7 protein-coding genes are annotated in these 17,412 nt (G+C 37.6%); all 7 read right to left on the reverse strand.

The genetic code is table 11. The annotated features are described in order from the left end of the window. Window positions 1-77: 77 nt before the first annotated feature. The 7 genes from QZ135_RS12050 to QZ135_RS12080 all read right to left on the reverse strand — a co-directional run bounded on the left by QZ135_RS12050 (window position 78) and on the right by QZ135_RS12080 (window position 17,403). Complete coding sequence (locus QZ135_RS12050) at window positions 78-2,543, reverse strand: family 20 glycosylhydrolase (RefSeq protein WP_294609293.1); 2,466 nt, start codon at window positions 2,541-2,543, stop codon at window positions 78-80. A 10-nt stretch (window positions 2,544-2,553) separates the two neighbouring features. Further along, window positions 2,554-5,895, reverse strand: coding sequence for a glycoside hydrolase family 88 protein (locus QZ135_RS12055; protein WP_294609296.1), 3,342 nt, complete (start codon window positions 5,893-5,895; stop codon window positions 2,554-2,556). Window positions 5,896-5,945: 50 nt separating this feature from the next. Further along, a complete protein-coding gene (locus QZ135_RS12060; RefSeq protein WP_294609298.1) occupies window positions 5,946-8,090 on the reverse strand; it encodes a glycoside hydrolase family 97 protein in 2,145 nt (714 codons plus the stop codon). A gap of 79 nt (window positions 8,091-8,169) precedes the next feature. Beyond that, a complete protein-coding gene (locus QZ135_RS12065; protein WP_294609300.1) occupies window positions 8,170-10,083 on the reverse strand; it encodes a hypothetical protein in 1,914 nt (637 codons plus the stop codon). A gap of 12 nt (window positions 10,084-10,095) precedes the next feature. Further along, window positions 10,096-11,541: an MFS transporter gene (locus tag QZ135_RS12070; RefSeq protein ID WP_294609346.1), complete on the reverse strand. Its 1,446-nt coding sequence runs from the start codon at window positions 11,539-11,541 to the stop codon at window positions 10,096-10,098. Between the two features lie 6 nt (window positions 11,542-11,547). Next, a complete protein-coding gene (locus tag QZ135_RS12075; RefSeq protein ID WP_294609301.1) occupies window positions 11,548-14,403 on the reverse strand; it encodes a glycoside hydrolase family 88 protein in 2,856 nt (951 codons plus the stop codon). A 75-nt stretch (window positions 14,404-14,478) separates the two neighbouring features. Further along, window positions 14,479-17,403, reverse strand: coding sequence for a TonB-dependent receptor (locus QZ135_RS12080; RefSeq protein ID WP_294609303.1), 2,925 nt, complete (start codon window positions 17,401-17,403; stop codon window positions 14,479-14,481). Window positions 17,404-17,412 lie beyond the last annotated feature (9 nt).

A 17,412-nucleotide genomic window follows, 5' to 3' on the forward strand; every position in this document is an offset into this window, starting at 1 on the left:
GGCCTTTAGCAGTATTGAAAGATAAAATATTCATATAGTATTTGTATGCTTATTAGCTAAATAAAAGTTTCATGCTTTTAATATATTTGATATTTATTCTTCCTGCTGCTTACTTTAGCATCTGTTATACGAAAAGAAAAATCCCAGTTGTTAGTTGCTTTTTCCAACTTAAGTAATATTCTATTTCTCCCTGTTTTAAGATGCAGTTTACATTGATATTCGTCTGTAATCATAGTCTCACTACCCTGTTTCTTAAAGACAGATACTCCATTACAAATAATATCAAGTTTTCCGGTAAAGCCAAAGCTGGCAGTTACAATTTGTTCTTCCGATGATTCTAATGTACAGTAAGCATAAGACAGGGCTTTGCCTTTTGCTTCTAAAGGTATATCCAACGAAACACGATCGGAAAGTGAGGATGAGTATTTCATCCACTTGATATTTTCTCCCTTATCGTTGAAGAATGAGAATCCGGGGAAAGGAGCAGCAGTACTTTCTCCACCCATTCCTTTTAGTAAGTCTGTATCGAATGTTGTTCCATTTTCAAAGTTGAAAACTGGGGATATCAGCCAGTATGTGAAGTATGAGTTTTTGAGTTCTCGGATATCTAAACGAATATCAGCCGGAGCAATTAAAGGCAAACCTTGCTCAAAATATCCGACTGATTTATCGAGTGAAGTTATTATGTCATCGTAATCTGTTAATAACTGATTAAACGGCTCCATTTCAAAGTTATTCCAGTACTCACGATTTTCTGCTTTCCAAATAGCATCATAATCTTTTTGAACTTTAGCTAAATCGTTCCGGCATTCGGTTATGTTAGCGTAAACTTTATCCAATAAAGTTTTGGCTTTTATTTTATCCTGGCGTTGAATATCAATAGCTTCAACATATAAAGATGCAGCTTCGGCCAATTTCAGTTTGGCTTTTGCCAGATATTTATATTCAGCGGTTACCATGCCAAATGCTTTATATTCACGTGTATAATTTAGGGCAGTTGGGTTACTTAAAATAGAATCAACTTCTAAACAGGCCTCAAATACATCTTCCCAGTCTGTTAGGCTATATTTAATGTGTTTACCTCTTTCAGGGATTATCGTTTTCCAAAATACAAGCTCACTCATATTATCAAGTGCCTCGATTTCGCTCATTTCTGTAAGTTTGCGGATGGCTGTGATAAGTTCTCCCTTTTCACTTCGGTAAATGGCTTTAGAAAGACGAACATCAAAATCACTGAGTTCCTTTTTATTCGGATTCCATGAGTGTTCTGCACCATAAGCAACTCCATACCAGTCGCGATCGAAAGTATGTAAACTACCTTCGTCCCACACTGTATTAAGTACTCCTATGGCTCCTTTCTCAATTCCTTGTTTTATAAACTTCTGAATGTTAGGAATGGCCATTTTGTAGTTTGGAGAGATACGAGATGAATTTAATACACCGGGGCATACGATAAAATCAAATCCCTTTTCTACAAACGGATCAATCCATTTGCTGTAGGAATCATAATCACTGTACTCCCAAGTCATCATTACTGTTTCCTTTGGAAGAATATCTAATATTTCTGGATGTTGTAGTACGATATCTCCCCACATCATCATACGTTTGCCATTGTCTTTTAATATTGAAGACAGCTGGTTCATATAATCTGTATACACACGTCCTACACCAAGTTCTTTCACTTTTTCGGATGATGGCCCGCGTCCAATATCAAAAGTCTCATCACAATTCACATGAAAGAACTTAGATTCAAATGCAGGACTCATTTCTGTATAAATATCCCGCATGAATTCTAATGTTTCAGGTTTAGTTAAAGCATACATTGTATTGCTTTCAGCGATATTTTGAAATTTAGGACAAAGTAGCACTTTTTCGGCATGACCAAGTGACTGAAAATTGGGTATTAACTCTATATAATACTCCTTTGCATACTCTGATAATTCTTTCCATTCGGCTATGGACAATGCTCCGCCAGGAGGTGCAAACTCAGGATGCTTTTCTGTACGTACTACATGTTCCGTATAGTAAGTTAATGTATTTATTTTCAATTCAGCGAATCGGCGAATCTGATATTTCATGTACTCCAAGGTCGGAACGGGACCACGACTTATATCATCCATTACCCCACGGTATTTCACTGCTGGCTTATCTATGATATGAAGTCCCTGAAGTGTATTATCCTGTGCTCCACGAATCAGTTGAATTAAAGATTGCTTTCCATAGAAAAGTCCTTGAGGGGTATTAGCTGCCAATACAACCTGATTGTTGTCTATAAAAAGTTCATAACCTTCATTGCCTAGTTCTTCTTTGAAAAAACCTAGTTTCTGGAAAAGTCTATCCATTTTTTCTCCACGAATACCTATTTGAAACGATTTGATAGATGTATCTTTTCTCATCAAAAGTCTCTCATAATCAACGTCCTTTTCTAAGGAGAACTTTTTATTTGTAGTTGTTACTTTATAAGGTAATGGTACTATATCCACCGCAGAAAGGTTGAATATCATTATTACCATCAATAAGCCTATACTTAATATACGTTTCATATTTAATCTGTTATTTATTTAAAAAATGATACATTTCCGCCCCAAAGGTTAGTACGGCACCCATTCCGCGCGGATCACTTTCAAGCGTTTTCTGTTTTTTATAATAATTGGCATCTTTACCCATGTCTGTTCCTTGACAAATACCATATATTACACCATTTTCATCGATCTGTGCCGAAACAGCTTCCCATGTTTTCATTAATTGGGGAATGTAACGTTGTGAGATCCATTTATGGTTAATCGCCCTTGCCAATGCCAATCCGAACATGGCGCTTCCAGAGGTTTCAAGATAGGAGTCTGGGTCATTTAGGATTTGATGCCATAAACCGTTTTCAGACTGATAATTGAGTAAATCTATTAAGCGTTTAGTAAATGTATCTTTTATCTTTTTATACTTCTTGTGGTTTGTTGGCAACTTGAGCAACGTTTCGGACATTGCCCAGACTATCCAACCATTTGCCCTTGACCATGCAACAGGTGCTAACTCCTTTGTTTGATTGTACCATCCATGTCTGCACAGGTTGGTGCGTGGATCAGTTAGATAATGATTGATGTGCAATACCTGGAAAGCAGCTTCATCATATAATTTGCTATCTTTATTTAATTGGGCCATGTTCAACAAGAACGGAACGGACATAAACATATCATCGGCCCAAATGGTTTGTTCAACCGGTTCGGGACGACACAATGTTCCGTCCGCAAGACGCGATTGTTTGTTAAGTATATGATTGAGGACCTGATCAAGTATTTCCCGATGTAAAATTTGTGGCTTGGCATTTAAAGCTGTTTCAGCTAAAGGTAAAGCAGCACCTCCAGTGTCATCAAGCATGGTAGCTCTGAATAAACGAAAGTATGCTCCCCGCATTATACGCAGTGAACAATATTGTTCTTTAAAAAAATGATAATGGTCGAATACGTGCTGATTGAATTTGTCGACAAATGCCTGATATGTATAGTCATTCGAAGCTTTGTACAAGTTCAACATTCCTAGTAAAGTATTTGAATTTGCATAATGCCAATCGGCATTAAAACCTTTTTTGTTATTTGTAAATGATGAAATTTTTATGGCTTGCTGGATGAGAGGCTGCTGCATTTGCCACGTAATCATCTGGTCGTTATAGACATAATATTCACGTATCGTTCGTTCAGGTTCGAACATAAAATCCATAGGGTTAACAGAAGTTGTTTCAAAAGGTGCTGTTACCAGCCAGTTGTTGGCGTATGAGTTTGCAATATTATTCCTTATTTCAATAGTATTATCGAACAATTGATCTGGTTTCAAAGCACAACAGGCAAATTCAAGCCCTTTACTTTCACCAGATGTTTTTAATAAAAGTCGATTTTCTCCTTTATATAAATTGACCTTTATTTCATGGCTAAACCGAAAGCGGTTATAGGTATATTCTTCAAACTGTTCTTTATCGGATTTTCCAGCATAAATAAGATTCCCGTTCAAATAGAGTTTTATATTACCACGGAAGGAAAAACCGAGTTTTGTTTCTTTTGCTTCTTTGGTGTTTAGATTTATCAGCCCATAAGCGATCTGACCTGGATGATTCAGTATCTGCTCGGAAATTCGTAATCGGGATATATTAGCATTGAAAGTTACCACTTTGGGCTCAAATTCAAATAGTGTGTTCTGTATTAAATAATCTGCAGCTTTCTTTGCTAATGCTAATGCTTTCTGAGCTTCTGAAACTAGTTTCGTAGGAATAGATGATGCCCATAAAGTGACATCATCACCATCTATACTTTGAGGCTTTTTAATAACTGACAAATAAATATTATTAAAGGGCAATGTCTTATTTGCTGTTAATATAAGTAAACAGTTCTCTTCCTGGAGACTAAAACGTTGAAAACTAATATCATTTAGCATGAAATTTCCAGTATTAACGGTCTGTTCGTTTAGAGGATAGGAGAACCAGAGTTTCAAGGTATTATTTTCCACTTTATGTTTCACAATACGGGGCTTTTCCCGGTCTGGCATTTCTATACCTGGATTTACATACCGGAAGATTGGCCCTTCTACTAACTTGCCATCATCATAAGCACCAATATCCAACTTTTTTCCGGTATAATAAATCGAAATATCATCCGGTATTATTCCTGCATTCTTACAAGGCGAGTTCTCTTTTAACAAAAAGTTACCATAAGCACCATCAATAAACATTGGGTCAGCTACTATACTCGAATATTTACTGGTTCGGGCTACTTTATTCGGAAAAGGGATATTAGCACAGTCATTCTCAAAATAGTTGTTTTTTCCTAAATAATAGATACCAACTGTATCGGCATTTGAGAGATGATAAGCATTGTTGAAATGATGAATGTAGTCATTGTGCCAATGTTGTTCATTAATACGTCCTAATATATCAGAGTTAACCTGCCAACTATTATTGAATATATATAACGGTTTCGTCAGGCGTCTTTCTTTGCCTACGAATTTGAAGATCGTCCAACCGTCATTACAATTAGGTAATTTGACTCCTGTATTTCCATAGAAGTAGATTGGTCCTCCTCCTACTTCGGTTATTGAGATAAAGGCATGGCTGTTGATCATTTTATTATGATAAAAGTGAAGATTTTTGCAATAAACTTCGGGCTCAAAGGCATTATCAGCCGAATTTTCAATTGTATTCCGATAGATCTCTCCATTAGTACAAGCTAAAGTATCATTTTCTGCATCGCCCATTATCGATAACCGTATTCCGTTATATACATTTTTAATATAGTTGTCGCGAATAACAAAGGATCCTCCAATCATTTTTGCTTGAAAGATGCTACCGTTGTAATGTTTAAACTCTCCATGATGTAACTCAGCCCACGAGAATTTACCTTCTTTTGTCCAAACATGTTTACCTTGTTCCCAATAACAGTTCTCTACAAGAAAATGATGACTTCTTCGTCCCTGAGCAAAAAGTGCGCGCCGTCCACCTTCTATAGTACAGTTGACCAATGATATATAATTTGATTCATGAACTCGCACAACATCTACCCAGCAATTCTTGAAAGATAAGTTGTCTATCGTGATCCATGAACTATTTTCAATGAATACCCCGTAATTTTTCAAGTTACTGCCCGGTTTAGTTGCTCCACCATCTATCGTAGTATATGCCCGATCTTCCCCCCTTATCACGATAGGGGTATCCTGAATACCGCTTTTATTTATCAACTTCAGATTTACACGATAATAGCCTTTTTTTAATAAAAGTGTATCTCCACTTTGAAGAGCAGCAAGCTTATCATTGATTGTTTTGGTTGATATTTTATCGTCAACAACAACAGTCTTACTTGATGCGCAAACACCTGAGAAAAGGAGAACTATAGTAAAAGCGAATTGCAATTTATTCATATATTATAGGTTTTGAATTGTTTTTAATTACCGGGTAATTTTATTCAGTTTCAAAGTTTTTTCAGACCTTTCATTTCTGTTTTATCTGTTACTTCTTTAATGCTGATAGCCACTCCACCACCTGGGGCTAAATATTGTTTAAGATTCGATTTATGGGTAACGACTACTTTTCTTATTTGATAAGACATTGGGTTCGTTTGCCAATGTGCAGTCTTTGAATCTTCATAAATAGTTGCAATATACTGTTGTCCCGATGGCAGATAATCGAAGGTTATATTTGCAGTGCGGGCATTCTCGTCAGTGATACCACCAATAAACCATTCGTTCTTGCTTTTGGCTTTACGGGCAATTGTGATGTAATCACCAGGTTCTGCTTCCAGAATATAGGTATGATCCCAGTCTATTGCCACATCTTTGATGAATTGAAAAGCATCAGCAAAACGCTCATATGTTTCGGGAAGATCGGCAGCCATTTGCAGCGGACTATAGATGGTTATATAATAAGCTAATTGTTTAACAAGTGTAGTACCTGCCTGTTTTGTTTTCTTTGGGTTATGATAGCTGAATATGGTTTGTAGAATGCCTGGCGTATAATCCATTGGTCCACCTATTAAACGAGTGAATGGAAGTATAGTTGTATGTTCGGGTGGTAATCCTGCCATAGCTTCAAATTCGGTTCCACGGGCAGATTCCTGCGCCAACCAATTGGGATAAGTACGGTGTAAACCTGTAGGACGTACTGCTTCATGTGAATTTACCATGATCTTGTATTTGGCAGCTGTATTGGCTACATGTATATAGTGATTTATCATCCATTGTCCATCGTGATGTTCTCCTTTGGGCCTAATCCAACCTACATATCCCGTCTTCACGGCATTGTATCCATGGTTACTCATAAATTGGAAAGCATCATCTAACTTACGTTCATAATTGGCTACGGAAGCACCTGTTTCGTGATGCATCATTATTTTTACACCTTTACTGGCAGCATATTGTTGTAACTCTTCTACGTTAAAATCTGGATATGGGGTTACGAAATCAAATAAATTGCTTCTTACTTTGCCTCCCCAGTCTTCCCAACCAATGTTCCAACCTTCGACTAATACCTGATCAAATCCATGTTTTGCAGCAAAATCAATGTAGTATTTTACATTTGTTGTGTTTGCGGAATGTGTTGTATTCTGCTGCACTTTTGAGTAGTCAGTAATACCAAGTTTTATATGAGTATCATCCGTGTAATTCCATGTTCCTTTACCTACAAACATTTCCCACCAAACTCCGATGTATTTTATAGGTTTGATCCAGGAGACATCTTCGAACTGGCAAGGTTCATTTAAATTAAGAATAAGCTTTGAGGCTAAAATATGGCGAGCATCATCACTTACGATAATCGTTCGCCATGGGGATTTCCCCGGAGTATAGACATCTCCTTTTCCTCCCCAAACATCGGGCACCAGATGAGAACGAAGTTTCAGATCATTTACTTCGACATTTAAATGCATAGCAGGGTAATCGACCAATGCTGCTTCATGGATGTTGATATATAATCCGTCATCCGATTTCATCATAAATGGAGTTTGTACAGCAGCATCTTCAATGGGTACTTGTGTTTTTATACGTGTAAGAGCCTTTTTCCTGTTAGCTGCTATTTCTGATATCTTGGTTGTAAGATACATATATTCATTGGTTTCATAATCGCCCGGCATCCAGAATGCATTGTGATCTCCTGCCAGATTGAATTCCGTTATTTCTTCTTTTATAATGAAGTCATATAGTATCTTCTGTTTCGGGAACTCGTAGCGGAACCCTAGTCCGTCATCGAATAAACGGAAACGGATATTCATCAAACGATCTGTATTTGATAGCTTTACAAGCATCTCGTTATAATGGTTTCGAATTTCTTTTTCTTCGCCCCAAACAGGTTTCCATACTGAATCCTCTGAATCAGTAGTTACACTGATAACTGTAAAATTCCGAGTTAAATCAATAATTCCCAATTTGCTCAAAACAATCTCGAAGCCCAGCTTGCTTGGCTTTATTACTTCTTTACCTTTATAGTTGAGTGTGTAGATAGGTGTACCTTGCTGGTCAAGTGTAAATGATAAAGCCATGTTTTGATTCGGTGAGTTCAAGATCTGAGCGTGAACAGGCAGACTAGCCAGATATATCCATAAAACAAAAAATATATTGCGCATATAAGATTCTTTTTAGAAATAGTTCTGAATTTATTTTCTTACAGTGGAGTTAAAAGTGATATACTTTGAAACTCTTCTTTTAAATTAATTTATAACAAAATTGGATAGTTCTTCTCAAGTCATTTTTTTTGCAAACTATATTTAGGATAATTGGGAAAGCCTTTAAGGCAGGATAACTCCATTTGTATTTTTCCTTATCTGTTCCTAATTCAAGATCTGCATTGTTTGATGTTATTTTCATTTCTACTATCTTGTTATTCATTTTTATATGTACTGTTTTAGAGTCTATTTGCTTGAATTCCATGCCAGGATAATAGATGATTGGTTCAATAATACGTACAGAGGATTTAGTATCATGATAAATAAGTTCAATCTCTTTGCACAAACTATTATCGTTTATTATATGCTTCAATTGATAAGCAATGCCACCTTCCTGTTGTTTATTATTTTTTAGTTCACCAAAGCTTGTTACGATATACGCTCCATTTTTTTCATTGTTGGTCATGATAGCATCAAATTCATACAGATTGGTGAAGTAGCCTAAGTCACTACTAAATTCAATCCTTGGGGTCAATGGTAGTGGAGTCGGAATTTCCGGGAAGCTCATTGGTTCCCATCTTTTATAGATGGTTTGCGAGGATGCTTGAAAGTATCCATGTCCATTTAACCAAAGGTTGGTTATTGTACCTCCACCAGGGCGGTGCATATATTTTGTGCGATCTCCCGCCGGATCTTTGTACGTATATCCTGATATAGTAACACACCACTGTGCTGTTCTTGACACCGTCAGGTTCAATGTCGGAAAATAATGTATGCCCTTTTTATCAAGAGGTAACTGTGGCACTTTACCCACATCTGCTTTTGCTAATGCTACTGCCATTGCCATATTCTTGGCTTTGGTAAAAGTGGGATAAATGCAAGGTTGGTAATCATATATATCGTAATGCAAAGGTCCAAAACCAACAATACCGTTTTTCATACAAGTTTTAAGAAATTGTATGTTTCGGATAGCGGCCGTACGATACTGATCGTTTTTATCCATAAACAGGCTAAAGAGTACCTGACATCCATCAGAAGTACCACTACCAAAACAAGTCCATTTATTGGAACGGATTCCCCACGAAGCGTCCATTGAACCGTCAGGATAAATGAAATACAGGTGCTGTGCTAGTGATTTTTCTACAATTTGTTTAATCACATCATCTTTTGCCAATTGCGCAAATAAAGCTAATCCCCAAAGAGACATTTCAAGGTTATATCCTAGATCTATTCCATATTTCACTCCGAATACACGACCACCTTCGCCTGTAAGGAAGTAATCCTGATCCATTTTACCAACCACTTGGTAGGCCAGTTCTCGTGCTTTATTCTGATAGGATTGTTTATTTATGACTTCGTTTACAGCCATTAGACTGGCGGTAGTTGTTGCACAATAATTGATACTGGCGAATTGGGGTGACATCACTTTGACAAGATAATCGCCTGCTTTCTCAATGGAATGCAGCCACGAATCTTTCTCTTTCTTCGATAAATGTGATTTTAGAATGGGATATGCTAATGCCATCATTAATACCTGATCGGTAGTTGTACCTGTCCATTCTTCCGGTGTTTCGAGCCATGCTCCGTTATCTTCCTGCTGTTTTATGAGCCAGTTCCCGGCATTGATTGCCGCTCTCAAATAGGTCTTATTTCTCGTTTTATGATACTCATATGCAAAAGGATAAACTGTCTCTGCTGCTCGCGTATGATATAATTTACAATGTGGGCAGTAGATGCCACCATAATCCGGAGAGTCTTTGTCAGAATTGACATGCTTCATCACAGAAGCATTCAATTCCGAAAGCATACGCATAGCATGTAAACTGAGGGTGTCAATCCTCTTTGTTGTGTAATATTCTTTACTAGATATACGACATGTATCTCTATAAGAAAATGTCTTTGGTATCAGGAATATAAAACTGACAAATAGTAAAATCAATTTCAACTTGTTCATCCTATTTTTTTTTTATAAATCAGTAATCGGTTTATATCTGGGGACCAATGCTTTCATAACCACCCAACCAATCAAGTGAGAGAAGGCACAAACTGAAAATATAATAAAATATCCGGCTTCTTCTCCTTTGAAGCCCATGAAAACCATTTGCGTTTGATCTGCATAATCAAATAATACGCCTGAACCTTTGTTGATGATAAACGCACCAATACCACCGGCCATTCCACCAATTCCGATAATTGTTCCGACCGCTTTCTTAGGAAACATATCACTAACAGTAGTGAATATATTTGCCGACCAGGCTTGATGACCTGCCATTGCAATACCTACACATATGATCGGTATCCAATAAGATATGTGTCCTAATGGCTGGGCAAAAAGGGCAATCAGTAAGAAGGATGCAAAAATCAACATTGTTTTCATGCGTCCATCATAAGGATTCATTTTTTTCTTGTCTACAAAATAAGATGGTAACCAGCCTCCAACAATGGATATTAGTGAAATCAGATATAACAAAAATATAGCTAATTGTCCTTTGGGGTCGGATGATTTAATATCATATACGGCACTTAGATAAGCTGGAGTCCAAAATAAAAAGAAAAACCAAACACCATCTGTTAGAAACTTGCCTAAGGCAAATGCCCAGGTTTGCTTATATTTTAGACAGGTCAGGTAAGGAATTTTCTCTTTTCCCTTCTTCGTATCCTGTCCATCCTGATAAATGTACTGTAGCTCACTCTCGTTTACTTTTGGATTCATATATGGTTTTTTATAAATCAACATCCATGCTCCCATCCAAATGAAGCCAAGTGCACCGATCACAAGAAAGGCCATTTCCCATCCCCATGCTTCCGCTATGGCAGGGATGGTTACAGGAGCTGCCAATGCTCCGACAACGGAACCGCAATCAAAAAGACTTGTTGCCAAAGCTCTGTCTTTTTTAGGAAAATATTCCGCTGTTGTTTTTATTGCTGCTGGATAGTTACCAGACTCACCAAGTGCCAGAATCATACGGGCGATGATGAATAATGTTACGCTTACTGTTACAATAAGAGTGGTATTACCAATTGTGGTAATTGCTTCTTTGGCGCCGGTAAATCCAACTAGCCATTGACCGGCAACAGCTCCTGAGGTGATAATACCACAGAAAGCGTGTAAACATGCTCCGATGGACCAAATACCAATGGCCCACAAATATCCTTTCTTTGTACCTGTCTTATCAATAAACTTTCCAGCAAACAGCATACTCACAGCATAGAATATGGAGAATAAAGCTGTTATTGTTCCATAATGGGTGTTTGTCCAGTGGAATTCCGGAGCGATGAAATCTTTCCAGGTAAGCGAAAGTACTTGACGGTCCAGGTAATTAATGGTTGTAGCAAAAAACAGCATAGAACATATGACCCAACGATAATTGGTTCTTTTGTTCATTGTTACGTGGTTGAGTGTATTGTTCATCATTTCTTATTTTTGATTATTCTTTTCCAATTTCATTATTTCTGATCCGGCTAGGAGGAAAGCGCCTACACCATACACATCTGTTGTATTCTCATCAGCTGGTTTTGGATCATGTCCTACAGGTTGAATATACCCCATTTTCCCATCTTTATGTATATAGCTGCATAATGTAGCCCATGCCCTAAGCACTGGTTCCATATAGGTTCTTCTATCAAGTAATCCATTTCTTATTCCCCATGCTATGCCATAACAGAAGAATGCCGAAGCACTGTTTTCGGGTAAAGGGTATGAATCATTATCTAATAAACTCGCATGCCAGGATCCTCTCTCATCTTGTGTTCTCAAAATACCTTCAGCTAAATCTTTGAACAAGTTGATATAATATTGCCTGTTGTGATAATCCTTTGGCAGATTGTCTAAGATAATCGGGATACCGGCTAATACCCATCCATTACCACGTGCCCAGAATTGTTTTTCTCCGTTTGCTTCGCGAAGGTTGATCTTCGTACAATCGCGGAAATATAATTTTGCACTTTTATCGTAGAGTGAGTCGGTACATTCTTTAAATTCTTTATCCATAAAGTCGGCGTATTTTTTATTACCGGTTAACGTATATAACCCGGCATAAACAGGTGGAGCCATGAACAGTGCGTCGCACCATGACCAACGCTCATCCCGGCCCTTGGGGTGTTTTTTTTCCAAAGGTGCTTTTGATGGGTTGTTTATTACATAGTCAAGTCGTTCTATGGTATGAGTAATGAATTCTTTATCACCATATCTTTTGTATAGCTCCAGATACATTTGCGAGACACAAATGTCATCGGCATGATAAGGTCTGTAATAAACGTTATAGCCGTGACGTTCACCCTGGGCTTTTAAGAAATCAAAATAAGTTTCTTTGTTTGTTTCTTTTGCCCATTCTGACAGACCTTTATACCAGGCTCCGTTTGTCCAATCCAGTGCGTGATGTTTTGCCGAGGCTTGGTGGTTTATCTGCCAAGTAGCAACACGGTCACATATCTCCTGTATTTTATCCATGCTTTGAGGGAACAAACGTACCGTCAACGTTTGAGTTGTTTGGGGCGTAAGCTTTATTTTGTAACCAATGATACTCACGTCTGGGTTAGGTGCATCAAAGTCTTTAACAGAAGTTGCGGGCGTAACAAATGGTTCTGTTCCTGCAGGAACAGATACAAATATAGATTTTCCATTTTGTATCAAGAAAAATCCGCCATCAACTGCTTTTACTTTAGCTTTAGTGAGCATTTGCCAGCTTAAATCTGCTGGCTCAGTATTGGTCCTTACCTCATCTTTTATTTCAATATACTCTTCATTGACAATAGCGATATAACGTGAAGCATAAGCCAACTGACCGTTATATAATGATGAAAGGTCAATCTGGGTTTCCTTTAACTTCGGTGTATTCTTGTGTGATTTGATTTTAGCATATCCTTTTACATCAAAGAGTTTGTTATTTATAGTAAATACATTATGAGCTAAATTTGTATACCTGAATATTTTCCACCGATCACTGTTTTGAGTCACATCCCAAATGGAAAGTCCGTGTTTTTCAAGCGATCCGTAATCTTGTGGACCTAAGTCAATAGCCCAACGTACTCCCAGTGCATCGATTACGAATGAGCCTTGGTCCAAATGGTTGTGGGTGTTATCAGAAGGCATACCACCTTTTATACCTACATAAATTGCGTCTTTTGTCCCCCAAGCTGTACGCATTAATGATACAGGAGTCTCATTTTGAGCAACAAAAGTAAGGGGTAGCCTGTCAGTATTTACTTTATTTAATTTAAAATTATGTCCGAAAAGAAATATGGAGGGCAACATACGACTATACTGTTCATAGTTATATTTTTTGAGGTTAAGTAGATAATTGATTTCATAATTTAACAAACTGGGATCGTTCATTTCCTTTGCAAACCAGAACATAGATGTGTTGAGGCGAATTCCCGCATCGGAGTCTCCAAAGTTGAAAGGTTGAAGTGTAGGACCAATCATATGCATAATGTAATATGCACTTTTAGTAAAGCCAGGAATGTCCGACAGGCCAAAGTCCGTTCCATACATTTGTTTCAATAAAGCCAAAAGCATCACATTGTAGGTAGTGCCATAATGCCAGTACCCATACCCTTCGGGATAGGCTCCGTCCGGTCCATATCGTTTCATGGGTTTGCGAATGCTTTCAATAGAGCGTTTAATGATTTCTTTTGCCAGTTTAGGCTGGTCTTCCATTATAGCTATAGCACCATAAGCCATAGCTGTATTGCATACTTGATTCCAATTGTTCTCTCTTGCGAGGAACCCATTATATTGGTTGTTTAAGGAAGGATTGATTCCTTTTTCTAAAATTGCATTTCTTATTATCTTCCGGGAATCTTTATCTAATGTATTATATAGCCAGTCGTAACCTATTGAAACAGCCAGCGTCATTTCGGCTACATCAAGAAAATGAGTCGGATTCCAATCTGAGTATTGCGAAACGGCCAATAACTCGGCTTTGGCACGTTTGGCGTATTTGCTTTCTGCCGTTGTACGGTAAGCATACGAAAGCATAAAAATACGATATAGAACTTCTCTCGATGTCCCGAGTAAACGTATACCTTCTAATTTCCGTTTAAGAGGTGTAGTTATAAGAAGTTGATCACAGGCTTCCAACGTATTTTGTTGCAATACACTCCAAATCGGATCATTAGATACATTTTTAACTAACTGTATCTTTTCTTCTTCAGTCAATAGAATACGAGGATGCGGTATTTGCTTATCGGGAATGTTATCTTGTCCGTATAAAAAATGTATAGACAAAATGGCACTGAAGATAATGGATAATATGATCGTATTTGCTTTCATAAGTTGATATTTTTAAGAGTTCGATGCCATATTGAACCAATATGGCATCGAAAATCTGATTACGGCACTTTATTATTAGAATTTATATGTAAATCCTCCACGGCCGGTTACACCATTGTATTGAAGCTTATATGCACGCTCTTTATTACCGAAGTAAGCATAACTTTCGCTGTTAAGTGCATTTACAACTTCCACCCAGAAAGTTAGCCCTTTATATATGTTTACCGATCCGTTCAAGTCTAGCTGCCAGCGACCATCTTGCCAAATATCACGTTCTGAATTAGAGCCTAAAGCGTTGATGAATGAACCCATATAATTCATAGAAGCTTGTAACGTGAAACGTTTGGTTGAGTATGCCAAAGCTAAATTAGCTGTACTTTCAGCCTGACCTGGTAAACGAGTAACCCCTCTGTCTTTATCTGTTGTGGCTTGCGAGAATACATATGTATAATTCGTTGTAAGCACTAAGTTTTTCAGGAATGAAGGTAAGAAAGTTAAGGCTGAATTTAACGTTATTTCAGCACCGAATACTTTAGCAGATTCACCATTCTTAGTTTGTATAACTTGCCATCCATTATAATTGCTGGTAGGGTCATCCAGAATACCTTCATTCAAGAATTGGAATTTTTGTATGTTCTTATGAAATGCTGCTAACGAAATAAGACCTACACTTGGTAAATATTGTTCGATAAGAATATCGAAATTATTAGCATAAGCTGGTTTTAATTCCGGATTCCCAAGAGTTACACGTTCCAGATCCTGAGAAACACCTTGACTAGGTACAAGGTCAAGAATATTAGGACGCGAGTATCCTGTTGTCCAAGATATACGAAGAACTGTATTCTGAGACATATCGGCCTTCATTTGAAGGTTTGGCAAGAATTTAGTATAATGTAATTTTTCACTAACAAGTGTACTTTTGTAAGCATTAAATGCGTCCGGATTGTCGTTCTGTATCGGAGCATTCGGATCTACATAAGGTTCTATTTTGTTTGCCTTGTAGTTCACGCGAGTATGTTCAACACGTACGCCAGCCAACAACATAACATTGTCTATTTGTGTTTTATTCATTACATATCCTGCAAAAACTTTTTCCTGAGTATCATAATAAGTTCCTTCACGATTCATATTTGAAAAGTATTCGTTTACTCTTGCATCACCGGCATTTGCAGGATTGTTCATGTATGCTTTGGTCTTATTAAAGCTAGGTACCTTGCCAAAATGAAGTTTATTATTCAGGAATTTCGTATCCAATTGTTCAGTGTATAATAAGTTGCTTAGATTGTTTGCTTCACTTGCTGTATAGGAATATGTGTTTGTTCCTACGGGTACTTCTCCGGTGTTATTCATAAATTTACTTTTAACTCCGAATGAGAATGTTGATGCATAATCTTTTATATAGTAGTTTTTCGAAACGTTAGCTCTTGCGGTAAAGTTTGTACCTTCAGTAATTTGATTGTTATTCTCTACTGTATAAAGGTTATATCTTGATATAGCATCCGGAGCCTCTGTCCCCATATTGCCTGTTGGCTCGTAAGTATACTTTCCCGTTAAGTATTTGGTATAAATAGTGGGCATTACTCCAATAACTGTTCCTTTTGGAATAGAAACTCCATTTACTTTCTTTCCAGCTCTCCATTCGGGGGTTTGGAATCCCATCATTTCACTTTCGTAATTACGTTTTGACAGTGTGTAGAATAATCCTCCATCAACTTTCCAACTACCTATTGTCGATTCTCCGTCCAGATTGATATTAAAATTACGTATTTTCTCGTTTTGAGTTGAAACCTGTGTGATACTACGCATGCGTTCCGAACCAATAGAACCGTCTTCCATTAAATAATAGCCATTTCCATTGTCGCGGAAACGAAGTCGGTTTCTATATCTTTCAGCATCATCTTTACGTTCATTATAAACGGCACTTAATGTAAATTTAGTATTTACAGTTGGAGCCCAATCTGCAACAAATGTCATACCGTTACGGGTTGCCGTACTGGTTTGGTAGCGGTAACGATAATCTGTAGGAATATACATTTCATCGGAAACAACTTCACCTGTAACTTTTTCTGTCAACTTGTAAGGCTCCCATGCTTCGGCTTCCAAACGGTCATATCCACTATTGTTTCTTAAGAAACTGTAGTTTGCTGCAATCCCTAAAACGCCATTTGAGTTCTTGCTGGTTGGGAAGAAACGTTGTGAATAACCTGCTTTAGCGTTATAGTTTACTTTTTCGCGTATGTCAGAATATCCGCTCCCCAGATCTACAGAAAATTTAGGTTTCAATGAACGTGCAGTTCCGGTACGCATATTAATAACCCCTGCGATGGCGTCTCCGTCATTAGAAGGTAACAGCGTTTTCTGAACTTCCATCGAAGCTAACAGGTCAGAAGGGATAACATCTAGCGCTTCATTTCGTTTACCTGATTCTTGACTACTCATAATCTGTTCACCATTCATATTGATATTAGTGAAACTGGCTGGAGTACCACGGAGTTGAACTTCTTTTCCATCAGTTGTAATACCACTCAAACGTTTTAAAGCGTCGGATACATTCGGATCAGGGAATTTTCCTATTTCGTCGGCAGAGATAACCTGCATCAGATTATCAGCTGCTTTTTGCTGATTCAAAGCACGTTGTTGTCCACTGACAGCTGCTGAGATGACAATATCGCCCAGTTCATAAGAATTCTCCTGCATAATAAAATCCCTTGAAACGGTTTTTCCGGCAGTGATGGTTATAGTTTCGGATATTTGTTTGTATCCTAAATAATTAACTTCAATGTTTACTTCTCCTATAGGTATTCCCTGCAATACGTATTCACCATCCATATTGGATGCTGTTCCAAGCGTGCTCCCTTTAATTGAAACAGATGCCCCCGGCAGTGTCCCACCGGTATTATCTTTTATTGTTCCGCGAAGGTTTCCTTTGTCTTGTGCAAACATTGATACTGGGATCAACATTACAACCCAAAAAACGAATAATTTCAAAGTATCTCTCATAAAATTTAA

Source organism: uncultured Bacteroides sp. (assembly GCF_905207245.1).
In the GTDB taxonomy this organism is placed as follows: Bacteria; Bacteroidota; Bacteroidia; order Bacteroidales; family Bacteroidaceae; genus Bacteroides.

What these genes read in the sequence shown, in the direction of transcription:
- QZ135_RS12050 (WP_294609293.1), bottom strand. Translation starts at nt 2,543, where the DNA reads ATGAAACGTATATTAAGTATAGGCTTATTGATGGTAATAATGATATTC.
- QZ135_RS12055 (WP_294609296.1), bottom strand. Translation starts at nt 5,895, where the DNA reads ATGAATAAATTGCAATTCGCTTTTACTATAGTTCTCCTTTTCTCAGGT.
- QZ135_RS12060 (WP_294609298.1), bottom strand. Translation starts at nt 8,090, where the DNA reads ATGCGCAATATATTTTTTGTTTTATGGATATATCTGGCTAGTCTGCCT.
- QZ135_RS12065 (WP_294609300.1), bottom strand. Translation starts at nt 10,083, where the DNA reads ATGAACAAGTTGAAATTGATTTTACTATTTGTCAGTTTTATATTCCTG.
- QZ135_RS12070 (WP_294609346.1), bottom strand. Translation starts at nt 11,541, where the DNA reads ATGAACAATACACTCAACCACGTAACAATGAACAAAAGAACCAATTAT.
- QZ135_RS12075 (WP_294609301.1), bottom strand. Translation starts at nt 14,403, where the DNA reads ATGAAAGCAAATACGATCATATTATCCATTATCTTCAGTGCCATTTTG.
- QZ135_RS12080 (WP_294609303.1), bottom strand. Translation starts at nt 17,403, where the DNA reads ATGAGAGATACTTTGAAATTATTCGTTTTTTGGGTTGTAATGTTGATC.